Source organism: Azospirillum palustre (assembly GCF_002573965.1).
Classification (GTDB): Bacteria; Pseudomonadota; Alphaproteobacteria; order Azospirillales; family Azospirillaceae; genus Azospirillum; species Azospirillum palustre.
Genome location: NZ_PDKW01000042.1, coordinates 400,182 through 424,426, shown reverse-complemented (window position 1 = coordinate 424,426; position 24,245 = coordinate 400,182). Strand labels below are relative to the sequence as shown.

Sequence of the window (24,245 nt, the reverse complement as noted above, 5' to 3'; positions counted from 1 at the left end):
GCCGCCGCCTGCGCATCCCTTCTCACAACACGGTATTAACTTGTCAATGAACCCGCCCGATGCAGAAACCGTTGCTTCGCCGAACCCCTGGGGTTCGACTGTCAAGCGCCGGTTTGTCGGGCTTCCCTTCCGCGTGTCGATCGCTGCCGTTTCGGCGGCGCCGGCGTCGTTCGCGTCGGGAGGCGTCTTATATGCGGGCCCGCCCCGACCGCGCAAGAACTTTCTGCATCCCCATGACGATTTTTTTGACCGGAGGCCCGAGAGGGGCACCGCATGGCGCGGCGCCCCCTGCCCGTCAGCCCCCGCCCGTCAATAGGCGGCGTGGTCCCAGAACTGGGCCATGCTGCCGTCGGCGTGGTAGCCGTCGGTTCCCATCGACGACCAGCTGAGGTCGTGAATGCCGTGGGCCAGGACAGGCGCCTTGTCCTTCAGCGAGTAGTCAGCATGGGCGCTGTCGCGGAACCCCGGATTGAAGACCGCGTCGTTCGGACCGAAGGCGCGGCCGTTGGCAGCGACGTTGCCGTCCATGGTCAGCCGGCCCGGGCTGAGCAGCTTCCAATACTGATCGATCGGCATATCGCCGGCCGCGAGGTTATGGATCACCATGTTGTCATGGGGGCGCGCCTCGTCGCCGGCCTTGGGCACCCATTCCAGGCGGATGAAGGCATCCTGCGGACGGCTGGCAATGCCGAAATTATTCTCCAGCAAATTGTTGTCGCCGCCATGGACATAGATGCCGGCCCAGGCGAAGCCCTTCACGAAGTTGTCGCGCACGATGACGCCGCTGGTCAGATCGTCGAGCGAGATGCCCCAGCCCTTGTGATCGGTCAACCAGTTGCCCTTTCCGTCGGTGGCGAGACCGCCGGTGTTGATCACCTCGTTGCCGCGGATGACCGACCCCATGTCCTTGGCCGAGCGGCCGAGCATCTCGATGCCGCCGCCATCAGCGGTCTCCTGCCCGACATGGTGGATTTTGTTGAACTGGACGGTGTTGTTGCGGTTCAGCTGGCCGTCGTCCCATTCCTTGAACGACACGCCGTAACGCGGGGCATCGGTGATGTCGTTGTTGCTGACCATGCTGTTGCTGCTGCCGACGGCGCCGATGCCGGCCCCGCCCTTGGTGATCTGGCCGATATGCTCGATGGTGTTGGCGTAGATGCGGTTGCCGTCGGCGGCATGGATCATCGAAACGCCGGTGTCGCCGAGCTGCTCCATATGGTTGCCGGCGATGCGGCTGTTGTCGGTGCCGTCGAGCGAGACCGCGGTTCCGACATTGACGAAATGATTGCCGCCGACCGAGTTGCCATGCCCGCCCTGCATCGACAGCGCCGCGCCCTCATAGCGGGTGTCGGAGAAGGTCAGTCCTTCGATGCTGACGTTGCTGGCGTTGCTTGACTTGATCAGCGTGCCGAGCCGGGCGACGACGACGCCGTCCGACTGGAAGCTGGCGGCATGCTCCGGCTTCACCACCAGCTTGCCGTCGCCGGCGCGCCAGCCGAATTCACCGGCGTCGCGGATCAGCGAGGCGTCGTTCATCACCCGATAGGTGCCGCCGGTGCGCAGCGCGTAGGAGGCCGCGTCGTCGAGCGTCACCGTGTGGTGATACTGGTCGATCGACTTCACGGCTGAGATGTCGTCCCTCAGCCGTTCCGTATCGAATGTCTGGACGACCAGACCGTCATGGGGCTTCAGGCCCGACGGGATGTCGCCGTTCGAAAAGTTGAAGCTGGTCTTGCTGGCGCCGGTCGAGTTGGCCTTCAGCACATGCCAGCCGCTGGTGGCCGCCTCGGCGGGATCGAAGTCGCCGGTCTGCGCCGCATGCTGGCGGACGCCGCCGATGCTGACATCCAGGCCGTTGGCCGAGGAGAGCTTGGCGGAATAAAGGCCCTTGCCTTCATAGGTGAAGCCGGTCACACGCTCCCCGCCGCTGAGAACCGGCGTCTCGTTCCCGTAGGCAAGGAAGCTGTGGCCGTCGTCATGGGAGTCGAGTGTCAGAGTCTTGTCCAGGCGATAGGTGCCGCCACGAACATAGGTGGTGTCGACATCGCCCGCCCGCATCGCGTCCCGCGCCTTCTCGAGGCTGGCGAAGGGACCGTCGGTGCCGGCGGCGTTGGGAGCGGCGAGCCGCCCGGACCAGCTGTCATTGCCCTTGGTGGACACGAAAAAAGCGGTCTGGTCGGTGGTCGTCATAAGTCATTCCTCCGTTCTGATGGAGACATGAGTCGAATTTTTTAGTTAAAATTTTATTTACGGCCTTAGTACCTCTGATGGACAGGGGGGGGCTCTGCAAGAACGGTATTATGCGATGCGCCGAACATCCACGAATTAGTGGCAATGTGATCCGGCATTAATTGTGAAACCGAACCTTCTTTACGGACGATCTCCCGTCATCGGGATTCGCGCATTACGCGCATCGACCGACCTGCAAGTGATGCCGACAGTCGCCGCCGCGTTACAGGGCATCACTGGACTGGTCATTTTCTGGAATTTTATGATAAGCTGACGACTGCCGGGGTTTTGTTCTTGGTCATACAGCGGTGCCGCGCCCAGTTCAGCGTCAGGGCCGCCCCTCCCCCGGCTACAGGACGTGAAAGGGACCTGTCTTGAGCGAAGAGTTGAAGAACGTCACCGCGACGAACGTCACCGCGACGGTAAAGTGGTTCAAGCCGGAAAAGGGTTTTGGGTTCGTCCGCCTTGCCGATGGCTCCGGCGAGGCTTTCTTGCACGCTTCGGTCCTGGCCGCCGCCTCCCTGCCCAACCCGGTCGAGGGCACGACGGTCGTCTGCGATCTGGCCCAGGGCGCCAAGGGGCCCCAGGTCGTCGCCATTCACTCCGCCACGCCGCCGGAAACCCCGCCCGCCCCGCGGGCCCGCAACCAGCGCCCGCCGCGCGGCTCCGCCTCGGCATCCCAGTCGATGGGCCAGCCGATGGGGCAGCCGGCCGGTCAGGCCGCCGGACAGGGCCCGCAACCTGAGGATGGCGGCGAGGGCTTCGCCCGTCCGCCGAAGCCGCCGCGCGAACGGCGCGAGCGCCAGTCCGAGCCGGCCGGGCCAGCCACGATGGCCTATGGCACGGTGCGCTGGTACAATCTGGACAGCCAGTCCGGCCTGATCGAGCCGTGGGAAGATGGCGCCACCGTCTATTTCGACCGCGCCACCCTGCGCCAGTCCGGCCTGGACATCGTCGCCGACGGCGAGGATGTGCGCTATCTGGCCGTCGGGTCGGACGATGCGCCGGTCGCCCAGCGGGTCGAGCTGATCTGACGCTACCGCCTTCGCAGGCGCTTGCCGCCGCCGGTTGGCCCTGACAGGCCGGCCGCGCGGCGGTCGCATTGCATCGGGTTGGGACCCGACCGCTTCACAAGCGCGTCGCCTCAGAATCTGGTCGAGAGCGTGAAGAAAGCCCGCGGGGCGCGGTCCTGCGTGCTGAACGGCGTGGTGATGAAGGGCTTGGCCAGTTCCACGCTGGCATCGATGCGCTGGAAAACGCCGAAGCGCAGGCCGACGCCGGTCGAGGCGAGGGACCGGCGGCCATGGCGCGTGCCGCCTTCGTAATTGTACACCGCCCCATAATCGCCGAAGCCATAGGCGACCGCGTAATCCAGCCCGTCCTCCTGGACCGGAAGGATGTATTGCAGCTCCGCCCGGCCGGCGAAGCCGCTGTCGCCGGTGATTTCCGAGGGGTCGAAGGCGCGGCCATACTGCTTGCCGCCCAGGCCGTACTCCTCGGACGACAGCAGCTGGTCCGGGCTGTATTGCGCTTCGCCGGAAAGGGCGAGGATCAGCTGGTCGGTCAGGGGCTGGTTGCGCTGGGCCGACAGCAGCAGCTTGCGGAAATCGCTGCGCCCGCCGCTGCGGGTCAGGTTGGCGCTGCCGGATTCCGTGGCGTTCAGGATGTCCAGCCCCTTGGACAGCTCCGCCGTCAACAGGTTAGACCCGCCCCAGCCGTCGGCGAAATCGTAAGCGACGTTGGCGGCGACGATGCGCAGCCGATCCTGCGACAGCTTATCGCCCAGCACGTCGGTGCGGCTGTCGCGGATGGTGACGCTGAGGCCGGCGCGCAGGGTCTCCGCCCGGCTGCGGATGAAGGGATGCGACACCGCCACCCGGCCGGAGGTGGTCAGGCTGTAAAGGTCGAGCGGCCGCACGCTGTCGCCGGGCTGCGACCAGGAGCGGCGGACGCCGTACTCCACCGTCGTGCCCTCGGCATCCACCGGCACCAGCTGCCCGACGTCGAAGAAGCGCAGCTCGCGGATCTGCGGAGTGACGATGCCTTGCGCGGTGGTCCGCTCGAACAGGCCGAGCTGATCCTCGACGGTGGCGACGCCGGTCATCTGCATCGGGCCGATGGAGCGGGTGCCGCGGTTGTCCAGCGACAGGAAGCCGTTGAAGGGCGTGCGCTCCAGCGCCAGGGTCAGGCGCGAGGCGCCGGGGGTGTCGGGCGATGCCTCCAGCACCGTCTTCACCGCGACGCCGGGCAGGTCGTCGGCCAGCAGGACGTAGCGCTCCATGTCGGCCATGCGCAGCGGGCGGGAGGCCTTGATCTTCTCCCCCATGCGCCGCAGCAGGCCGAGCCGGTCCTTTGCCTCGCCCTGGACGACCACCTCGTCGACATAGCCCTCCACCACCTGCAGGCGGACGACGCCGTCGCGGATGCGCTGGGCCGGCACCACCGCCTGGGACAGCACATAGCCGTCGTTGCGGTAGCGCGCGGTGATGGCGTCGCGGATGGCGTAAAGGTCGGCCAGCGTCACCGGCTTGCCCAGCTTGTCGCGCCACAGGGCGGACAGGCTGTCGCCGTCATAGACGCTGTTGCCGTCGATGCGGATCTCGGTCAGCGTCAGGGTGATGCGTTCGGCATCGCGTGGCGGCGGCGCCTTCTCCGGCGCCGGCATCTCGATTTCCGGTGAGGATTGCGGCACGGCAGGGCGTTCGAAGCGCTGCTCCAGCCGGTTGGGGTCGAGCGAGGGCGGCAGCACCGGCAGAACCGCCTGGGCCAGCGCCGGCAACGGAGCGGCTGCGCCGGCCAGCAACAACGCGGACAGGCGGACGAAGCGCCGGAGGCCGGGAGGCGCGGAAATGAGCATGGCGGAGGGTGCGGTTCGGGACACGGCTCGTCGTCGCAAAGCTATTTGTCGGTAAGGGCGGTCACACCGGCCCAGTCCGGACCCGCCGGCTGCCCGATGCGCTTCTCTGCCTTGTGCAGCATCGCCAGCGCGGCGCCGTCGGCAGCCACCAGCGCCCGGAACCCGGCGGCGGCGGCCTCGAACCGGCCGGCACGCCAGTGGTCCAGCGCAGCGGCGTAGGCGGCACGCTGGGCGCGGTCCTCGGGATCGGCACGGCGGGCCTCGGACAGCGGTTCGAACACCGTGACCGGCTCGCTGCGGCCGACGACCTGCACGATGTCGAGGGCGCGGAAGGCGTCCGGGTCGCCATGGTGGCGCACGGTCTCGCCGCTGACCATCAGCACGGAGTTGTAGTATTTGTTGGCGCCTTCCAGCCGGGAGGCCAGATTCACCGTGTCGCCCATCACCGTGTAGTTGAAGCGGCGCGGCGAGCCGATGTTGCCGATCAGCGCCGGGCCGGTGGCGATGCCGATGCGGTTGGAGCCCCGCCCGCTGGCCGTCGCCAGCAGGGTCGGGTCGTCCGCCATCGCCTGACGCATCGCCAGCGCGGCCGACACCGCGGCGCGGGCATGGTTGTCGATGGCATAGGGGGCGCCGAACACCGCCAGCACGGCGTCGCCGATGTATTTGTCGACGAAGCCGCCATGCGCCTCGATGATGTCGGTCATCACCGTGAAATAGCGGTTCAGCACGGCGACCAGCGCTTCCGGCTCCATCCCTTCCGACATCCTGGTGAAGCCGGCGATGTCGCAGAACAGGATGGACAGGTCGCGCTCCTCCCCGCCCAGGCTGGGCGACTGGCCCGACGCGATCATGTCGTCGATCAGCGATCCCGGCAGGTAGAGCTTGAAGGCGTTGCGGATGTGCCGCTGGTCGCGGTCGAGCACGGCGAAGCGGAAGCCGAGCGCCAGCGGGAAGACCAGCAAGGCCGCCAGCGCCGCCTGGAGGTAGGGCAGCACCAGCCCGCCCTGGAACGCCTGCACCGCCACCCCGCTCCACCCCGCCAGCAGCAGGAGCAGCACGGCCGCGGCCACCGCCGGCCGGGTCGCCAGCGTCACCACGGCGGCCAGTCCGGCCAGCAGCAGGACCAGGGACGCGGCGGCGGGCCGGCCGGTTTCCTCCAGCGCATCGTGCGCGATCAGGTTGGAGATGGCGGCGGCGTGGATATAGACGCCGGGAATGCTGTCGCGGGTGCGGCCGGCGACATACAGCTCGCTCATCACCGGCAGGGCGCAGCGTTCGGGAAGGTTCATCCCCTCCGGCTTGGTGACCCAGCGGTTGGAGGAGAGCTTGCGGTCCTCCACATCCAGCACGGTGCCGACCATCACCGCCTTGCCCTTGAAGTGGCTGGCGAAGAAGTCGGTCTTGCCGGCTTCGGCGCAGGCATGGAGATCGGCCAGCGAATAGGTTGGGATCGCCCCGGCGGCAGTGGCATGGTTGACCAGCAGCCGGTTGCCCTCCCCGCCCGGCACCCGGTAGCCGGCCAGCGTGGCGGAGCCGTCGGCCCCCCGCTCCAGCGGTGCCTTCAGCGCGCGGGAGGCGACCTCGACCGCCATGCCGGGCTCGGCCTTCGGCTGGCCGTCGGGTCCGGCGACGGACAGCGTCAGCGGAACCCGGCGCAGCACGCCGTCGGCATCCTCGACCAGATTGACCGAGCGGACATTGTTCACCCCGGCGGCGATCGTATAGCCGCGGTAGGGCATCAGCGGGTCGCTCTGATGCTGCACCTTGGCCAGCACCAGCCGCCCCTCCTTGCCGCCGCGGCGGAGCGTCAGCAGGTAATCGCGCTCGAAGCCCGGGATCAGCGTCTCGACGGACGTCGGGTGGACAAGGTCGAGGCCGATGGCCGCCGCTCCGCCATCCAGCATGGCGCCGAGGACGGTGCCCAGCCGCGGCCCCCACAGCGCCTGCGGCGTGCCGGCGAAGGGCGGGCGGCGGTAGGTCTCCTCGTCGATGCCGACAACCACCACCGGCGAGGGGTCGGGGGCCGGCCGCGGGCCATGCACCTGCTCCCGCAGCCAATAGAGGCTGTCGATCGACGGCCCCTGCAGCATGGACGAGCCCGCCAGCACCAGAAGCGATGCGACCGCCGGCGCCACCGCGCCGAGCAGGACCAGCCGGACGCGCCGGGGCAGCCTCATCGCACTCAACGGCCGCGCCCGCCGCTCAGAACCGGATCAGCCGGCCGAGCGCCGGACCGCCGCCGGCCGCGGCCTTCTCGTCGATCTTCACGACGAAGGACTTCTGCCCGGCGGCGATCTTGTAGAGCCCGCCCGGCTCCAGCCCGGCGCCGCTCTTGGCGGTGTCCAGCGTGGTGCCGGGAACATTGACCGTGCTCAGCGCGATGCCCTGCACGTCCAGCCGGTCGATGGTGACCGGGCCGGGGGCCGACAGGATCAGCACCGGGTGGGTCTTGAACAGGGTCAGGTCCGGCTTGGGCAGCGGCGCCTTCATGCCCGGCAGGGCGATGGGGGCGCTGCGGAAGACGGTCACCCCCGCCTTGCCCGCCTCGTTGGAGGCCAGCAGCAGCTTGCCGCCGTCGCAGGGCAGCGTGTGGCGGTCGAGGCTGCCGCCCTGCACCGCCGATTCGCGGGCGCCGACCGTCACCGAACCGCCGGTGATCGTCTCGTTGACGCAGGATTCCAGATAGCTCAGCGTCAGCGTCTGCCCGGTCTTCAACGTGACGGTGCGGCCGGCCGCCAGGTAATCCATCGGCTGCACGCCGTCGACTCCGTCGGACACATCCTCAACCAATGCGGTGGGTGCGGCCGGGGCCAGGGCCGGATCCGCGGCGAGCGCCAGCGGCGATGCAGCCAGCAGAAGCAGGGTTCCGGCAACGGCGGAGCGGACAGGCATCTGGAACGCGACGGACATGGCGACGGACATGGAAAAACGGCCTCCCGGTCAGTGCAGGGGGCTGTACCCCCTACGGACGGCATCACTATAGCCAACGTTCCCTTTAACGAAGTTACCGGGGTACTTCAAATCCAATACGCCGCCGTGGCCCCCGGTCACAGCGATGCCGCCGGTAAATTCCCGTCATCCCGGCGACATCCTATTGTCAACAAAGTGAAATACTCCCGCCACAACGCCGTCATGACCACCGGCTAATATACACCTCCCGCGCGTGGCGGCCTTCCGGGTCCCGCCGGATGGGACGGACATCATTGGAGCGTCGCGACCGAACATGGGTACCGAACACATCGTCCGCTCCTTCGCGCAGGAATTGCAGCGTCTGTCCAACCTCGTCACCCAGATGGGCGGCGTGGCGGAAGCCCAGGTGGAGGCCGCGGTGAAGGCGGTGACCCGCCGCGACGTCGGGCTGGCCTCCCAGGTGATGCAGGCCGACGCGCGGCTCGACGCCTACGAGCGCGACATCGACGCGGAGGCGGTGCGGCTGCTGGCGCTGCGCCAGCCGATGGCCCAGGACCTGCGCGAGATCGTTTCGGCCCTGAAGGTCTCGGCCGATCTGGAGCGCATCGGCGATTATGCCGCCAATGTCGCCAAGCGCTCGCTGGCGCTGGCCCAGGTGCCGGTGGTGCGGCCGGCCGCCGGCATCCCGCGCATGGGCCGGCTGGTCGAGGCGATCCTGAAGGAGGTGCTCGACGCCTATATCGAGCGCGACGTCGACAAGGCCATCGCCGCCTGGGAGCGCGACGAGGAGCTGGACGACCTCTACACCAGCCTGTTCCGCGAGGTCCTCACCTACATGATGGAGGATCCGCGCAACATCACGCCCTGCACGCATCTGCTGTTCATGGCGAAGAATCTGGAGCGCATCGGCGACCACGCCACCAACATCGCCGAGATCATCCATTTCCTGGTGGTCGGCAGCCCCCTGACGGTGCTGCGCCCGAAGAACGACGGCAGCAGCTTCGCCGTCGTCACGCCGATGGCGCCGGGCCGCGGCTTTCCGGAAGACGGCTTTGCCCTGCCATCCGAGGACGAGGGCGAGGACTCAGGCCCCGCCGACGCCGGCTGATTCCCGGCAGCTATGATCGCCCTCTCCCGCCCCGGGAGAGGGAGGGGACCCACGAAGTGGGGAGGGGGAGGGGTGGTCCAAAACTCCCGAACCGCATGGCTCCTTGCACTACCCCTCACCCTTCCCACCGCTTCGCGGCGGGCCCCTTCCCTCTCCCGAGGCGGGAGAGGGAGCGACACTCACCGCCCGCCCGCCTGCGCACTTGCCCGGACCGTCGCCGGCAGCGACACTTTGTCCGGCCGCAGCCGCGGATTCGCACGCGCAGGGGAGATACCGCCACGGTGCGGGTCTTTTCCGTTTGCATGCGGCGCGGGGGTCGGGTATTAGCCCGCCCCGTGTGCCCGACATCAGCCGCGGCATCCCTTTCCCTGCCTGCAACGAGACACGCTGGTCATGCCCGCCGACGCACTGAGCTCCGCCCTGCTTCCCGCCGGACTGCACGACGTGCTGCCGTCCGAAGCGGCGCATGAGGCGGCCGCCGTCGAACGCCTGCTGGCGGAATTCGCCGCGCAGGGCTATCGGCGCGTCGATCCGCCGCTGGTCGAGTTCGAAGAGAACCTGCTGTCCGGCCCCGGTGCCGCGATGTCCAAGCAGACCTTCCGGCTGATGGACCCGCATTCGCAGCGGATGATGGCGGTCCGCGCCGACATCACGCCGCAGATCGCCCGCATCGCCACCACCCGCCTGAAGAACGAGGCCCGGCCGCTGCGCCTGTGCTACGCCGGGCAGGTGCTGCGGGTGAAGGGGTCGCAGCTGCGCCCCGAACGCCAGTTCACCCAGGTCGGCGTCGAGCTGATCGGCGCGCTGGAGGCCGAGGCCGATGCCGAGGTGGTCCTGCTGGCCGTCCAGGCGCTGACCGCCATCGGCGTGCCGCACCTGTCGGTCGATCTCTGCGTGCCGACCATGGTGTCGCGCATCTGCGCCGGCCTCGGGCTGGGCGAGGACGAGATCCGGCAGCTGCGCGCAGCACTCGACCGCAAGGACTCGGCCGCCGTGGCAGCCGTCGGCGGCCCCGCCGCCTCGCTGCTGGAAACGCTGATGAGCGCGTCCGGCCCCGCCGACCGCGCCATGGAAGCGCTGGCCGCCCTGCCGCTGCCGGAGGGCGCCGAGAAGGACCGCCGCCGGCTGACCGACACACTGGCCCTGCTGCGCGCGGCGATGCCGGACCTGACGGTGACCATCGATCTGGTGGAGCATCGCGGCTTCGAATACCAGACCGGCCTCAGCTTCACCCTGTTCTCCCGCGCCGCGGGCGAACTGGGCCAGGGCGGGCGCTACCGCGCCGGCGCGCAGGGCGAAGCCAAGGGAGATGGGCGCGGGGAGCCGGCGACCGGCTTCACGCTGTACATGGATACGCTGCTGCGTGCGGTTCCGGCGGCCAAGGCTCCGGGACGGGTTTATCTGCCGCATGGCAGCGGCTGGGAAACGGCGCGCAGGCTGCGCGCCGACGGATGGGTGACAGTCGCCGGGCTTGCCCCGGTGGCCGATGCGGCCGCGGAAGCCAGACGGCTCCACTGCGGCCATTGGCTGGCCGGCGGGGACGTCAAGCCGGTCGGGTGACCCTGGGTTCAAACGACTTGCGTTCAAAGAAATTGGGTTCAAGCGAGTTGGGTTCAGGGTGAACGGGCCCCCACGCCGCGCGGATGGTACCCTGCGGTGGATCGGGAGGCTGAGCGGTTCCTTTTTGAAGTTTTGCGGAGACGAGAGATGGCCAACGTTGCGGTGGTCGGCGCCCAGTGGGGCGACGAGGGCAAGGGCAAGATCGTCGACTGGCTGTCCAGCCGGGCCGATGTGGTGGTGCGCTTCCAGGGCGGTCACAACGCCGGCCACACGCTGGTGATCAACGGCGTCGAATACAAGCTGAGCCTGCTGCCGTCCGGCGTGGTGCGCCAGAGCAAGCTGTCGGTCATCGGCAACGGCGTCGTCTTCGACCCCTGGGCCTTCATCCGCGAAGTGAACGCGATCAAGGAAAAGGGCGTCACCGTCAACCCGGAAAACCTGATCGTCGCCGAGAACGTGCCGCTGATCCTGCCGGTGCACAGCGCGCTCGACAAGGCGCGCGAAGAGGCCAAGGGCGCCGGCAAGATCGGCACCACCGGCCGCGGCATCGGCCCGGCCTATGAGGACAAGGTCGCCCGCCGCGCCATCCGCCTGTGCGACCTGACCGACGACGCCGTGCTGGTGGAGAAGGTCGACGCCCTGCTCGCCCATCACAACGCGCTGTTCCGCGCGCTGGGCGCGCCGGAGATGACCCCGGCCGACATCCTGGAGCCGCTGCGCGAGATCGCCCCGCAGGTCCTGCCCTACGCCGCCGTCGTGTGGAAGCAGCTGGACGAGCTGCGCCGCGCCGGCAAGCGCATCCTGTTCGAGGGCGCCCAGGGCACGATGCTGGACATCGACCACGGCACCTACCCGTACGTCACCTCCTCCAACACGGTGGCCGGCAACGCCGCCGCCGGCAGCGGCATGGGCCCGCGCGCCGTCGGCTATGTGCTGGGCATCTGCAAGGCCTACACCACCCGCGTCGGCTCCGGTCCCTTCCCGACCGAGCTGCTGGACGAGATCGGCGAGCTGATCGGCCAGAAGGGCAAGGAGTTCGGCGTGGTCACCGGGCGCAAGCGCCGCTGCGGCTGGTTCGACGCCGTCATGGTCCGCCAGGCGATCAAGACCGGCGGCATCGACGGCATCGCCCTGACCAAGCTCGACGTGCTGGACGGCTTCGACGAGATCAAGGTCTGCGTCGGCTACCGCCTGGACGGCCAGGAACTCGACTATTACCCGTCGAACGCCGGCTCCCAGGCCCGCGTCGAGCCGATCTACGAGACCTTCGAAGGCTGGAAGGACACCACCCGCGGCGCCCGTTCGTGGGCGGAACTGCCGGCCCAGGCGGTCAAGTATGTCCGCCACATCGAGGAGCTGATCCAGGCCCCGGTCGCCCTGCTGTCGACCAGCCCGGAACGCGACGACACCATCCTGATGACGGACCCCTTCGCCGACTGATCCGGCGGGAGGTTTTCCTGAAGAAAAAGGGCCGGCATTTCGCCGGCCCTTTTTCGTTTCTGCAGCCTCAGGTCGGGCCGCCCCCATCACACCGCCCCAATCACACCGACCGCGTCAGCCCGCCATCGACCCGGATGTTCTGGCCGGTGATGTAGCCGGCGCCCGGCGAGGCCAGGAAGGCCACCGTGGCGGCGATCTCCTCGCTGCTGCCGTAGCGCTGCATCGGCACACTCTGGCGCCGCTCCTCGGTCGCGGGCAGGCTGTCGATCCAGCCGGGCAGGACGTTGTTCATCCGCACATTCTCCGCCGCATACTGCTCGGCGAAGAGCTTGGTGTAGGCGGCCAGACCGGCCCGCGCGACGGCGGAGGTCGGGAACATGGCGCTCGGCTCGAACGCCCAGGCGGTGGAGATGTTGACGATGGAGCCGGCCTTCTGCCCGACCATGATCGGCGCCACCAGCCGGACCGCCCGGACGACGTTGAGGAAATAGACCTCGATGCCGCGGTGCCAGTCCTCGTCGCTGATCTCCAGCAGGGGGCCGCGCGGACCATGGCCGGCGCTGTTGACCAGCGCGTCGATGCGGCCCCAGCGCTCCATCGTCGCATCGACCAGTCGCTTCAGGTCGTCGTTCGACTGGTTCGACCCCGTCACCCCGATGCCGCCGAGTTCCGCGGCCAGGGCCTCGCCCTTGCCGGAGGAGGACAGGATCGCGACCTTGAACCCGTCGGCCGCCAGCCGGCGCGCCGAGGCCGCACCCATGCCGCTGCCGCCGGCGGCGATCACGGCAACCTTTTCGTCGGACATGCTCATTCCTCCCAATCCTGCAGTTGCCCAACCATAAGGGCGGCCGGTCGCCGCCTCAAATGCGATTTCAGCGGCGGCCTTGGAACTGCGGGGGGAGCTGCGGAGCGGTAGGGGCCGCGACGGCGGCCCCGCAGGCCCATGCCTGCGAAGGCAAGCGGCCGGAGGGCCGCGCCCGCCGATTGAGGGCGAGCGTAAAGCCTGATGTGTCAGGCTTTACGCTTGATACTATCAGATGTCGAAATTAGCGGCGATGGTGCCGGTGGACTGGCGATGGCGCAGGGCGTCGGCCAGCGTCTGGTTGTCCAGCACGGCGGCGGTGGCGTCGCGAACCTGGACCATCAGCCAGCGCACCGAACAGGTTTCGGTATCGATGCAGTCCTCGCACGGCCGGAAGGACGCCTTGCTGGCACAGGGGATCGGCGCCAGATGGCCGTCGATCAGCCGGATCACCTCGCCGAAGGTGATCTCCGCGGCCGGGCGGGCAAGCCGGTAGCCGCCGCTCTTGCCACGCTTGGCGAATAGGATGCCTTCCTTGCGCAACTCGACCAGGATCGCTTCCAGGAACTTGCGCGGGATGTTCTCGCGCTCCGCGATGTCGGCGATCAGGATCAGGTCGCCGTTGTCCTTCTCCGCCAGCATGATCAGGGCACGCAACGCGTATTTGGCTTTCTGCGACAGCATTCCGGCGGAATCCGTATTATGGCGGCGGCGGTAGGGTGGTCCGCCCCGATCTAAAGCGTCGGTGGTTAACATTTCGTACCGGTCCGCTATTCCACCCAAAGGCGCAACGTCCGGCCGGAACCAGCGGACCTTAGATCGGATCGCGGAAAATCGGAATCGAATTGACGCGTGAATGGTTTGCGGCAGCCGTCGCGGGCGCGTTAAGGTCGCCCTGCCGATAGGATCATTCCGCCATTTTCCCGCAGAACCGAAGGTCAGGCCATGCAGTACGCCATCGTTCCGGTCACCCCGTTCCAGCAGAACTGCACGGTGCTCTGGTGCCCCGAGACGATGAAGGGGGCCGCCATCGATCCCGGCGGCGACCTGGACCGCATCCTGGCCGCCGTGAAGGCGAAGGGCGTGACGCTGGAGAAGATCCTCGTCACCCATGGCCACATCGACCATGCCGGTGCCGTCGCCGATCTGGCCGACAAGCTGTCGCTGCCCATCGAGGGTCCGCACCGCGACGACCAGTTCTGGATCGACGGCATGCCGATGCAGAGCCAGATGTTCGGCTTCCCGCCCGTGCGCTCCTTCACCCCCGGCCGCTGGCTGGAGGAGGGCGACACGGTGACCGTCGGCAACCAGACGCTGGAGGTGCGCCACTGCCCCGGCCACACCCCCGGCCACGTCGTGTTCGTCCATGTGCCATCGAAGCTCGCCATCGTCGGCGACGTGCTGTTCCAGGGCTCCGTCGGCCGCACCGACTTCCCCAAGGGCAACCACGGCGACCTGATCGCCTCGATCCACGACAAGCTGTTCCCTTATGGCGACGACATCGCCTTCATCCCCGGCCACGGCCCGATGTCGAGCTTCGGCGAGGAGCGGCTCTACAATCCATTTTTGAATGATTGAGGGCCGTTCCTGAACGACTGAGGGTGGCCCCCCTCAATCCACCGCCGGATCGTCGCCCAGCAGCAGGTCGATGCGCCGGCGCAGGCTGATCAGTTCGCGGCGCTGCATGTCGTCGACATAGGCGCGGTGCTCGCGCGGATCGCCCAGCCGGGCGGTGGCGCGGCGCAGCGCGTCGAGGAAGCGGCCGACCGCCGACATGGTGCGCAGCGACGGTTCCTTGGCGGCGTCCTTGCGGCTGCGCGCCGCCTGCACCGTCCCGTCGCCGGCCTTCACCTGCTCCCACAGGGCGATCTGCTCGTCCAGATCCTTGATCCAGGCGATCTCGATCAGGGTGGAGCGCGACACGTCATGGTGGGCGGCGGCATATTCCTGCTTGATCGTCTCCGGCAGGCTGTTCAGCCGCAGGGTATGGCTGACGTTGCTCTGGCTCTTGCCGATGATGCGGCCCAGCTGTTCCTGGGTGTAGCCGAAGCGGTCGATCAGCCGGGCCAGCGCCTCCGCCAGTTCCAGCGCGTCGAGGTCGACGCGCTGGACATTCTCCACCAGCGTCAGCTCGTCCGGGTTGCCGGAGGTGACCAGCGCGTAGATGGTCGCCAGCCCCAGCATCTCGTGCGCCCGAAGCCGCCGTTCGCCGGCGACCAGACGGTGGCCGCCCACGACCTCCTGCACCAGCACCGGCTGCTTCAGCCCGTAATGCGCAATCGAGTCGGCCAGCCCCTGCATGTCCTGTGGGTCGAAATGCCGGCGCGGCATGCTCGGGTTGCGCATGATCCGGGCGACGTCGAGTTCCAACAGCCGGGGCGGCCTGCCCGTATCGTCGAACAGATCCGAGTGATCGGGTGCGAGCGTCGGCATGCCTGGTCTGGTCCCCTGGTCCCCAATCCTTCCGGCGTTCTTCCGGTTCCGCAACGGTGCCCGGCGGTTACCGCCCTGTCAACGGTGCAGTGGAAGAAAAGGAGAACATTGCCCCGCCGATGCTGCGTGCGCGAGAGTCCGATTGAAATACTCGATGACAAGGATCCGTCATGGCGGCGTCACCGTTTTGTTAAACGATCGTTCAAAATCCATTCGGCTGGCGCAATGAAACGTAACTCAGTAGAAAGGGGTTATACAGAGCCGAGGAATTGATCGGGCGTCTGTTGGGAGGTCGGTCGATGTCACTTGCTGAGCGCAAGCTTTTTGTCGAGCGCTGGATTCGCTCACCACTGAAGGTCGCGTCGGTAACTCCAAGCGGACCCGAACTGTGCCGGACGATGGCGAAGGCCGCCCAGTGCAGCCCCACGCGGCGGGTGGTGGAGTTGGGGCCGGGCACCGGTCCCGTCACCTCGGCCCTGCTCGCCCATGGCGTCACGCCCGACAATCTGCTGATGGTGGAACTCGATCCCGCCTTCGCCGACCATCTGTCGATGCTGCACCCCAGCGCCACGGTGGTGCGCGGCGACGCGACGCGGGTCCACCGCATCGTCCAGGCCCATGGCTGGGAGACCTGCGACGCGGTGGTTTCCGGCCTGCCGCTGATCGCCATGCCGCTGTCGGTGCAGGCGCGGATCGTGCGCGGCGCCTTTTCCGTGCTGGCGCCCGACGGCGTTTTCGTGCAATTCACCTACGGTCCCTTCGCCCCGGTCAATCCGGAACTGATCCGGCGGCTGCGGCTGAAGCCGCGGCGCCATGCCTGGATCGCCCGGAACCTGCCCCCGGCGTCGGTCTGGACCTTCCACAGGCTGCCCTGACGACGAGTCATTTTGACCGCTGATACCGTACTGGACGAGGCGCGCGCCCTGATCGACGCGCGCCGTTACCGCCCCGCCCTGCGCCTGCTTCGCGGCGCACCCGCGTCCTCCGGGATCTCCGGGATCGAGCGGCTCCATCTGCTGGGGCTGGCCCATCTCGGCCACCGCGGTCCTGCCGCCGCCGTCGCCTGCCTGCGCCGGGTGCTGGCCGACAGCCCCGGAGACGCCGACCGGCTGGCCATGCTCGCGAAGGCCCATCAGGCCGACAACGCCCCCTTCCCCGCCGTCGGCTGGCTGGAGCGCGCGCTGCGCATCGCCCCCGGACGCCCCGACCTGACCGCGGCGCTGGCCGGAGCCCTGCGCCGCGACGCCCGCTACAGCGATGCGATTGCCCTGACGCGCGAGGCGCTGGCAGCCGGCGACCTCTCCCCCGACATCCGCTTCGAGGCCGCCACAGCCGCCGCCTATCTCGGGCGCGACGGGGAGGCTTTGGCCCATTTCGACGCGCTGCTGGCCGACGATCCCGAGCATGCCGCGGCCTGGTTCGGCAGCCATGCCCAGGCGCTGCACGATCACGGGCCCGACGAAGCGCTGCGCCGCCTGCGCCGCGCCACCCGCTGCGGCGGTGCCGCCGGCAAATACTGGGGCTATCTCGCCGCCACCCTGCGGCTGCTCGGCCGCGATGCCGAGGCCGATGCGGTGGAGGAGGCGGAGGTCGGCGACAACCCGAAGCGCCGCCCGCTGCCCGACGGGGTCAAGGCGCTGCTGCCCAAGCTCTCCGCCGACTTCCGGCTGTTCGGCAACAGCGGCCGGCTGCTGCGCCACGCCGTCGCCTGCGCCGCCACGCCCGGTCTGGTTCTGGAGTTCGGCGTGCGGCGCGGCACCTCGCTCGACCACATCGCCGATGCGGCGGGCCAGGAGGTCCACGGCTTCGATTCGTTCGAGGGCCTGCCGGAGGGCTGGGTCAACTCTCCCCGCGGCGTTCTGACCACCGGCAGCCAGCTGCCGCCGGTGCGCGACAATGCCCGCCTGCATGTGGGGTGGTTCGAGGACAGCCTGCCGCCGTTCCTGTCGGCCCATACGGGGCCGGTGCGCTTCGTCAATGTCGACAGCGACATCTACGCCTCGGCCCGCACCGTGCTGACCGCGCTGGCCGACCGGGTGCGTCCGGGAACGATCGTCGTCTTCGACGAGTATATCGGCAACCGCAGCTGGCGCGACGACGAGTACCGGGCCTTCCAGGAGTTCGTCGCCGACAACGCGGTGCGCTACGAGTATTTCGCCGCCAGCCCCTACACCAAGCAGGTGGCGGTGCGGGTGCTGGACATCGGCCACTCGGGATAAGTGCTGCGGGGAGCGAGGCCCCCCGCAGCGAAGACCGACCTCAGCCGGCCGCCTTCACCTGACGGCGGCGCGCATGCAGGACCGGCTCGGTGTAGCCGTTCGGCTGGACGCGGCCCTTGAACACCAGATCGCAGGCGGCCTGGAAGGCGATGCTGCCGTCGAAGTTGCCGGCCATCGGCTTGTACAGCGGGTCGCCGGCATTCTGCTTGTCGACGACGGCGGCCATGCGCTTCATGACCTCCATCACCTGGGCCTCGGTGCAGATGCCGTGGTGCAGCCAGTTGGCGATGTGCTGGCTGGAGATGCGCAGGGTGGCGCGGTCTTCCATCAGCCCGACATCGTGGATGTCCGGCACCTTGGAGCAGCCGACGCCCTGGTCGATCCAGCGCACCACATAGCCGAGGATGCCCTGGGCGTTGTTCTCCAGCTCCTGCCGGACCTCGTCCTCAGACCAGTTGGGGCGGTCGGCGAGCGGGATGGTCAGGATGTCGGACAATGCTGCGGCCTGCCGCTTGGCCAGCTGGTCCTGCACCTCGGCCACATTCACCGCGTGATAGTGGGTGGCATGCAGGGTGGCGGCGGTCGGCGACGGCACCCAGGCGGTGTTGGCGCCGGCCTTCGGATGGCCGATCTTGGCGACCAGCATGTCGGCCATCAGGTCGGGCATCGCCCACATGCCCTTGCCGATCTGGGCGCGGCCCTTCAGACCGGCGCGCAGCCCGACATCGACATTGTTGTCCTCATAGGCCGAGATCCACTTGGTGGCCTTCATCGCCGCCTTGCGGACGACCGGGCCGGCCTCCATCGAGGTGTGGATCTCGTCGCCGGTGCGGTCCAGGAAGCCGGTGTTGATGAACACCACGCGGTCCTTGGCGGCGCGGATGCATTCCTTGAGGTTGACGCTGGTGCGGCGCTCCTCGTCCATGATGCCGACCTTGAGGGTGTTGCGGGCGATGCCCAGCAGATCCTCGACGCGGCCGAACAGCTCGTCGGCGAAGGCGACCTCCTCCGGCCCGTGCATCTTCGGCTTCACGATGTAGACCGAGCCGGCGCGGCTGTTGCGCAAGCCCCCCTCGGCCTTCAAGTCATGCAAAGCGATCAGCGAGGTGAAGACGCCGTCGAGGATGCCTTCCGGCGCCTCGCTGCCGTCGGACAGCTTGACCATGTCGATGGTCATCAGATGGCCGACGTTGCGGACCAGCAGCAGGCTGCGGCCATGCAGGGTGACGCTGCCGGCCGGCGTGGTGTAGACGCGGTCGGGGTTCAGCTTGCGGACGACCGTCTTGTCGCCCTTGGGGAAGCTGGCCTCCAGCGTGCCCTTCATCAGGCCCAGCCAGTTGCGGTAGGCGACGACCTTGTCCTCCGCATCCACGGCGGCGACCGAATCCTCGCAGTCCTGGATGGTCGACAGCGCCGCTTCCAGCACGACGTCGGCGACGCCGGCGGCATCGTCCTTGCCGATCACGCTGCTGCGGTCGATGCGGATCTCGATGTGGGTGCCGTTCTGGACCAGCAGCACCGCCGACGGCGCCGAGGCCTCGCCCTGCCAGCCGACGAAGGCGGCCTTGTCCTTCAGGCCGGTCTTGCCGCCGTCCTTCAGCGTCACCGCCAGCGCGTCGCCCTCGACCGCATAGCCGGCGGCATCGGCATGGCTGCCGTCGGCCAGCGGAACGCTGTCGTCGAGGAACTTGCGGGCCCAGGCGATCACCTGCGCGCCGCGGGCGGCGTCATAGCCGCCGGCCGCCGGGGTGCCGGGGATGGCGTCGGTGCCGTACAGCGCATCGTACAGGCTGCCCCAGCGCGCGTTGGCGGCGTTCAAGGCATAACGGGCGTTGGTGATCGGCACCACCAGCTGCGGGCCGGCGAGATAGGCGATCTCCGGATCGACGTTGCCGGTGCCGACGGCGAAGTCGCCGCCCTCCGGCACCAGATAGCCGATCTCGCGCAGGAAAGATTCGTATTCGGCCTGATCGAAGAGCTTGCCGCGGCGGGCGGTGTGCCAGCCGTCGATCTGCGCCTGCAGGCTGTCGCGCTTGTCCAGCAGAGCCTTGTTGCGCGGCGCCAGCTCGTGCAGGAGTTGGTCGAGGCCGGTCCAGAGACGGTCGGCGTCGACACCGGTCCCCGGCAGCGCCTCGTCATTGATGAAGTCGTACAGCGGGCGGGCGATTTCGAGGCCGCCACGGCGGATCCAGTTGCTCATCTCGTTGCGTGTCCCATTCTCTTGCGCTCGGTTCGCAGACTCCTCTCCGGGAGTCTTTGTCATCGGTTATCGCGTCTTCCGATTGACCCGGTCAACACAATGTCGCACCGCAGCGTATGGAGAAATGGTAGCAGGCGGCCGGCGCCGGACCGGCCGCGCTCACGCCAAGAGATTCAGCACCGCTGCCGGCTGGGCGGCCGAGGCGGCGGCGGTCGACAGGGCCGCGCCATCCGCACCACCCGCCTCCTCCGCAGCGCTGCCGCCGGGCGCTCCGGCGGCCCCGAGCGCCTGCCCAAGCTCCTTGCCGGACCCGAGTGCAGCGGCGCGCAGGGCGTTGACCTCCTTCTGGGCGGCTTCGACCATCTTGTCGTCGGCCTTGAAGCCTTCCCGCCGCTCGCGCCGCCGTTTTTCCGACTCGTCCAGCATATTGGCGGCCTTCGCCTCGCCGATGATGCGCTTGGAGGTGGCGAGCACCCCCTCCACCCGCTGGCCGAAGGTGTCGGCCTCGCGATAGCGCGACATCTTCATGGCGTTGTCGGCCATCAGCTGCTGGATCATCGCGCTTCGCCCACCGGTACCGGCCGTCGGAGCGGCGGGATGACCGGCGGCAGGCTGGCCAGGAGCGGACGGATCGGCGCCTGACGGATCGGGCCTTGACGGATCGGCGCCCGACGGGCCGGCGCCGGTCATCCCGCCATTGCCCAGGCCCGACAGCACATCCTCCACCATACGGGCGATGTCGGCGGGCAGCTTGCCGTCCTGCATCTCCGCCGCCCCCGCGGACTGCGCATCCGCATCCGCATCGGCGCCGGCATCGGCCGCCATCAGGTCGGCGGCGCTTTCCGCGGAACCGGCGGCCGCCGACGCCCCCTCCCCGGTCGAGATGCCGATGGTCAGCGTCACCTCGGTCTGTTGCAGGGTCAGGCTGGTGGTCGTGCGGGTGATCGTCGTCTCCGACGACAGCATCGTGCCGCCGCCGGTGGCGGCGCTGCTGTCACCCGGCAGCCCCAACTCCGCCGCGGCCTTGATCCCGGCCCCATATTCCTTGGCGGCGCGCCCGGCCTCGCGCGCCAGCAGCGCCGCCTCCCGCGCCAGGGTCGCCAGCTTCTGCGGATCGCCCTGGGCAAAGCGCATCGCCAGCTTCAACTGCTCGATCTTGCGTTCGACCTGCTCGAGCCGCGCGGCAGCCGCCTGCTTGGGACCGCCGACCCGCCTCGCCTCCTCCAGTGCCGCCTGGGCGCTGGCATGGTCGCTCTGCCATTTGGTCGCGGCCTGGGTCAGCGCCTGCGCACGCTCCGCCTTCTGGGCGAGCTGGCCGTGGGCATCCTTGGCCTGCAGCTCCTTCTCCCACGGCTTCTTCGCCTGCTGCAGGCGGAAGAGCCCGGCCTGACCGTCGGCCACCACGCTGAAAACGCTCATGCCGCCACCCCCCGGTCCGGCCGAACCAACTTGTTCGCGGCAAAGTTTAGCACAATCGGAGAAACTGTCCATTTCGCGCGGTGCGTGCGTGGAACCACGAAGGCTTGGCCGGTGTTTCACTTCCCGACACCCGTTTCCGCAACGGGCGGTTCGATACCGCAGGCGCGGAGCCACGGAATACCGGAATCCCCGAGGAGGAAAGACAAGATGCCGAACCGCGACATGACCGGCACCGGCGGACCGACCCCGACCGGCTCCACCACCGGAAGTTCAACCGCTGGAAGCTCGTCGACCGGAAATTTCGCTGCCGGCAGCTCCAACATCGGCGGCAGCGTCGATGAGATGAAGAAGACCGTCAACCGCGCGGCCGACGACGTGATGTCCACCGGGCGCGAGACGCTGGACAACGCCCAGGGCCGCATCCGCTCGCTGCTGGAACAGCAGACCGGCCGCGCCGCCGACCAGCTGGGCGGCGTCGCCAACGCCCTGCACAAGGCCGCCGAGCAGCTGAACGAGGAAAATGGCGGCGTCGTCGCCGATTACGCCGAGCAGGCGGCCAGCCGTGTCGAGCGTGTCGCCGACATGCTGCGCGACGCCTCCGTCGACGACATCGTCGGCGAGGTCGAGGGCTTCGCCCGCCGCCAGCCCGAGGTGTTCATCGGCGCCGCCTTCGCCGTCGGCTTCCTCGCTGCGCGCTTCCTTAAAAGCTCCAGCGACCGCCGCATGCACCGCGCGTCGACCTCGCTTCGCGGCAACGCACACCCGTCGCAGACCGTGCGCACCGCCCGCGGCTCCTCCTTCGACGCCGGCCGCGATACCGGCCGTGACCGAGACACGGGCCGCGGCGCCACCCCCAGCCGCGGCATGGCCGGCGGCATCGGCGAGTCCGTCAGCCGCAGCACCCCGTCCCACAGCGCCGATACCCCGGCGACGGGGGCTTCGGGCGTGAACACCGGCCACCTCGCCGGCCGCATGGACTCCGAACGCGGGTCGGAGCGTCTGGGAGAGCCGAAGCCGACCGCCGGCCGCATCGGCATGCCGCTGTCCACCGCCCCGGCCTCGGTCACCGGCCACGGCGCCTCGCCGTCGGCTGACACCGCTCTCGGCACCAGCACCATCGGCACGCCGGCCGGCGTCTCGGGTGCCGCCGGCGGCGGCGTGAACTCCGGCACCGCCGGCATCGGCAACATCCAGGGCGGCAGCGTCCAGGGCGGCAGCCAGGGCGGCCCTGCCGGGACCGCCTCCTCCACCTCCAAGCCGCAGGGTCAGCGTCCATGAGCGCCGCCGAGAACCGCTATGACGAGCCGCGGGATCCGCGGCAGGACCGGCCGCTCGCCGGCCTGTTCGCCGATCTCGCCCGCGAATCCGCCAACCTCGCCCGATCCGAGATCGCGTTGGCGAAGGCCGAGCTGACCGACAAGGCCTCCGAGGCGGCCGGTGGCGTGGCCTTCATCGCCGTCGGCGGACTGGTCGCCTTCGCCGGCGTCCTGGTCCTGCTTGCCTCCGCGGTTCTCGGCCTGTCCAACGTCCTGGCCCCGTGGCTGTCCGCGCTGATCGTCGGCGTGGTGGTTCTGGCGGTGGGCGGCATCCTGGCTTACGTCGGCAAGAACCGGCTGAGCCCCGCCAACCTCCGCCCCCGCCGCACCATGAACACGCTGGACGAGGACAAGCGCTGGGCGAAATCCCAGCTTGCCCGCTGAGGGGCCGGCCGATGACGGACGACGATCGCAACCCTGCAGCCGGCCGGACGGCCGGGCCGAAGGATCTCGACGCCCTGGAGGGCGACATCCGCGCCAGCCGCGCGCGCATCGGCGGCACCGTCGATGCGCTGCGCGACCGGACATCCCGTCTGCGCGACAGTCTGACGCGGTGGTCTCCCCAAACCCTGATGGAGAATTCCATGAAGCACACCTATTCGCCGTCGACGCCGGACACCCCGTCCCAGCGCGCCAACCTGCACCAGACCGACCGTTACGAAAGCGGCCAGACCGTCCATTACAATCGCCGGCAGTCCCAGTCCTCCGGTTCTGTGCTGGACAGCGTCACCAGCAACCCGATCCCGCTGGCGCTGGTCGGCATCGGTCTGGGCTGGCTGGCCCTGTCCAGCACCGGCTACGACCGCCGCATCGTCCGCTCCAGCACGGTCCGCAACGCCCGCCACCGCATGGGCGACGCCGTGGACTATGCCCGCGAGACGCTGAGCGACGCCGGTGAAAGCGTCCGTAACGCCGCCAGCTCGGCTTACGACAGCGCCTCGGGTGCAGTCAGTTCCGCCTACGACAGCGCGTCCGGCACCGTCAGCGGCATGGTGGGCGGTTCGGACAACGGCCATGTGTCCGACCCTGTGTCCGGCCGGGGCGACCTCCACAGCCAGCGCCAGTCGCAGGGCTATGTCAGCCGCGGCGTGTCGCGCCTGTCCTCGATGACGCCGTCGGCCGACCATCTGCGCCACCGCGCGCACGACATGTCGACCGGCTTCTGGGATCTGATCGAGGATCATCCCATCGTGGCCGGCGCCATGGGCGTGGCGCTGGGTGCGGCCATCGGCGCCGCCCTGCCCGGCACCCGCTATGAGAAGCAGTGGGTCGGCGATTATGCCGACGAGGCGACCGAGCGGGCCAAGGCCATCGCCATGGACGCGCTGGACCGCGGCACCCGCGCCGCCCAGGCGGCCGCCCAGACCGTGGTCGAGTCGGCCAAGGAAGACGTCCGCGACGTCGTCTCCGAAGCCACCAGCGCCGCCCGCGAAGAGGTGAAGAAGCCGGGCTGACCCCCGCTTCCATCGCCACAGGACAGACCCCGCGCCGCTCCCGGCGCGGGGTTTTCCGCATTGGGGCTCTCCTTTGCCACCCTGCGGCAAACCGCCGCATCCTGTCCCCTGAGCTGCGGCTTCGCTGTAGCGTTGGGACAATCGTGGCGCTATAACCGAGCGGCGTTGACGGGTATTGCCGGCACATCAGCCATGCAAACCCGCGAAAGCCGCGGAAATCCTGCACTTTTATCGACAAACGCCCCTTGCCCCCCGAAGCAATCAGGACTAAATTGGTCCTGTATTCGAAACCGGG

The 24,245-nt window shown here is 68.8% G+C and carries 19 protein-coding genes; 10 read left to right on the top strand and 9 right to left on the bottom strand.

The genetic code is table 11. From position 1 onward, the window contains the following. Positions 1–309: 309 nt before the first annotated feature. Positions 310–2,190 carry a right-handed parallel beta-helix repeat-containing protein gene (locus CRT60_RS19535; RefSeq protein ID WP_098738207.1) on the bottom strand — a complete coding sequence of 627 codons (1,881 nt, stop codon included), beginning with the start codon at positions 2,188–2,190 and terminating at the stop codon, positions 310–312. Between the two features lie 413 nt (positions 2,191–2,603). Here CRT60_RS19535 and CRT60_RS19530 point away from each other — a divergent pair, with 413 nt between their 5' ends. Beyond that, a complete protein-coding gene (locus tag CRT60_RS19530) occupies positions 2,604–3,263 on the top strand; it encodes a cold-shock protein (RefSeq protein WP_244592630.1) in 660 nt (219 codons plus the stop codon). Positions 3,264–3,373: 110 nt separating this feature from the next. Here CRT60_RS19530 and CRT60_RS19525 read toward each other — a convergent pair whose 3' ends face one another. The 3 genes from CRT60_RS19525 to CRT60_RS19515 are packed head-to-tail and all read right to left on the bottom strand — an operon-like array spanning position 3,374 to position 8,011. After that, positions 3,374–5,086 carry a ShlB/FhaC/HecB family hemolysin secretion/activation protein gene (locus CRT60_RS19525; protein WP_098738206.1) on the bottom strand — a complete coding sequence of 571 codons (1,713 nt, stop codon included), beginning with the start codon at positions 5,084–5,086 and terminating at the stop codon, positions 3,374–3,376. 41 nt (positions 5,087–5,127) lie between these two features. Beyond that, positions 5,128–7,266 carry an adenylate/guanylate cyclase domain-containing protein gene (locus CRT60_RS19520; RefSeq protein WP_098738205.1) on the bottom strand — a complete coding sequence of 713 codons (2,139 nt, stop codon included), beginning with the start codon at positions 7,264–7,266 and terminating at the stop codon, positions 5,128–5,130. A gap of 25 nt (positions 7,267–7,291) precedes the next feature. Continuing rightward, complete coding sequence (locus CRT60_RS19515) at positions 7,292–8,011, bottom strand: hypothetical protein (RefSeq protein ID WP_244592629.1); 720 nt, start codon at positions 8,009–8,011, stop codon at positions 7,292–7,294. A gap of 301 nt (positions 8,012–8,312) precedes the next feature. On the opposite strand from CRT60_RS19515, the gene phoU reads away from it, so the two are divergent. The 3 genes from phoU to CRT60_RS19490 all read left to right on the top strand — a co-directional run bounded on the left by phoU (position 8,313) and on the right by CRT60_RS19490 (position 12,107). Beyond that, positions 8,313–9,107 carry a phosphate signaling complex protein PhoU gene (phoU, locus tag CRT60_RS19510; RefSeq protein WP_244592628.1) on the top strand — a complete coding sequence of 265 codons (795 nt, stop codon included), beginning with the start codon at positions 8,313–8,315 and terminating at the stop codon, positions 9,105–9,107. A gap of 393 nt (positions 9,108–9,500) precedes the next feature. Further along, positions 9,501–10,667 (top strand): ATP phosphoribosyltransferase regulatory subunit, encoded by a 1,167-nt coding sequence (locus tag CRT60_RS19495; protein WP_098738203.1) that lies wholly within the window; start codon positions 9,501–9,503, stop codon positions 10,665–10,667. Positions 10,668–10,814: 147 nt separating this feature from the next. Then, positions 10,815–12,107 carry an adenylosuccinate synthase gene (locus CRT60_RS19490; protein ID WP_098738202.1) on the top strand — a complete coding sequence of 431 codons (1,293 nt, stop codon included), beginning with the start codon at positions 10,815–10,817 and terminating at the stop codon, positions 12,105–12,107. A gap of 100 nt (positions 12,108–12,207) precedes the next feature. Here the strand turns inward: CRT60_RS19490 and CRT60_RS19485 are convergent, their stop codons facing one another. Together CRT60_RS19485 and CRT60_RS19480 are read right to left on the bottom strand one after the other, a co-directional pair. Then, positions 12,208–12,912 (bottom strand): SDR family oxidoreductase, encoded by a 705-nt coding sequence (locus CRT60_RS19485; RefSeq protein ID WP_098738742.1) that lies wholly within the window; start codon positions 12,910–12,912, stop codon positions 12,208–12,210. Positions 12,913–13,140: 228 nt separating this feature from the next. Continuing rightward, positions 13,141–13,593 carry an RrF2 family transcriptional regulator gene (locus tag CRT60_RS19480; RefSeq protein WP_098738201.1) on the bottom strand — a complete coding sequence of 151 codons (453 nt, stop codon included), beginning with the start codon at positions 13,591–13,593 and terminating at the stop codon, positions 13,141–13,143. 261 nt (positions 13,594–13,854) lie between these two features. On the opposite strand from CRT60_RS19480, the gene CRT60_RS19475 reads away from it, so the two are divergent. Beyond that, a complete protein-coding gene (locus CRT60_RS19475) occupies positions 13,855–14,487 on the top strand; it encodes an MBL fold metallo-hydrolase (RefSeq protein ID WP_098738200.1) in 633 nt (210 codons plus the stop codon). 33 nt (positions 14,488–14,520) lie between these two features. Here CRT60_RS19475 and CRT60_RS19470 read toward each other — a convergent pair whose 3' ends face one another. Next, positions 14,521–15,342: a ParB/RepB/Spo0J family partition protein gene (locus CRT60_RS19470; RefSeq protein WP_098738199.1), complete on the bottom strand. Its 822-nt coding sequence runs from the start codon at positions 15,340–15,342 to the stop codon at positions 14,521–14,523. Positions 15,343–15,740: 398 nt separating this feature from the next. On the opposite strand from CRT60_RS19470, the gene CRT60_RS19465 reads away from it, so the two are divergent. Both CRT60_RS19465 and CRT60_RS19460 read left to right on the top strand, forming a co-directional pair. Continuing rightward, positions 15,741–16,217, top strand: coding sequence for a class I SAM-dependent methyltransferase (locus tag CRT60_RS19465; protein ID WP_098738198.1), 477 nt, complete (start codon positions 15,741–15,743; stop codon positions 16,215–16,217). A 12-nt stretch (positions 16,218–16,229) separates the two neighbouring features. Further along, positions 16,230–17,561 (top strand): class I SAM-dependent methyltransferase, encoded by a 1,332-nt coding sequence (locus CRT60_RS19460; protein WP_244592627.1) that lies wholly within the window; start codon positions 16,230–16,232, stop codon positions 17,559–17,561. 40 nt (positions 17,562–17,601) lie between these two features. Here CRT60_RS19460 and CRT60_RS19455 read toward each other — a convergent pair whose 3' ends face one another. Together CRT60_RS19455 and CRT60_RS19450 are read right to left on the bottom strand one after the other, a co-directional pair. Continuing rightward, positions 17,602–19,761, bottom strand: a complete 2,160-nt coding sequence (locus CRT60_RS19455; RefSeq protein WP_098738196.1) for a malate synthase G — start codon at positions 19,759–19,761, stop codon at positions 17,602–17,604. A 159-nt stretch (positions 19,762–19,920) separates the two neighbouring features. Further along, positions 19,921–21,180, bottom strand: a complete 1,260-nt coding sequence (locus CRT60_RS19450) for a hypothetical protein (protein WP_098738195.1) — start codon at positions 21,178–21,180, stop codon at positions 19,921–19,923. A 207-nt stretch (positions 21,181–21,387) separates the two neighbouring features. On the opposite strand from CRT60_RS19450, the gene CRT60_RS19445 reads away from it, so the two are divergent. Genes CRT60_RS19445 through CRT60_RS19435 form a run of 3 tightly spaced genes read left to right on the top strand, consistent with a single transcriptional unit; the run spans position 21,388 to position 23,950 of the window. Further along, complete coding sequence (locus CRT60_RS19445; protein ID WP_098738194.1) at positions 21,388–22,458, top strand: hypothetical protein; 1,071 nt, start codon at positions 21,388–21,390, stop codon at positions 22,456–22,458. Continuing rightward, entirely contained in the window at positions 22,455–22,880 is a 426-nt protein-coding gene (locus tag CRT60_RS19440) for a phage holin family protein (RefSeq protein ID WP_098738193.1), read from the top strand. Before CRT60_RS19445 ends, CRT60_RS19440 begins: the two co-directional genes overlap by 4 nt. 11 nt (positions 22,881–22,891) lie before the next feature. Further along, positions 22,892–23,950 (top strand): hypothetical protein, encoded by a 1,059-nt coding sequence (locus CRT60_RS19435; RefSeq protein WP_098738192.1) that lies wholly within the window; start codon positions 22,892–22,894, stop codon positions 23,948–23,950. The last annotated feature ends 295 nt before the right edge of the window (positions 23,951–24,245 follow it).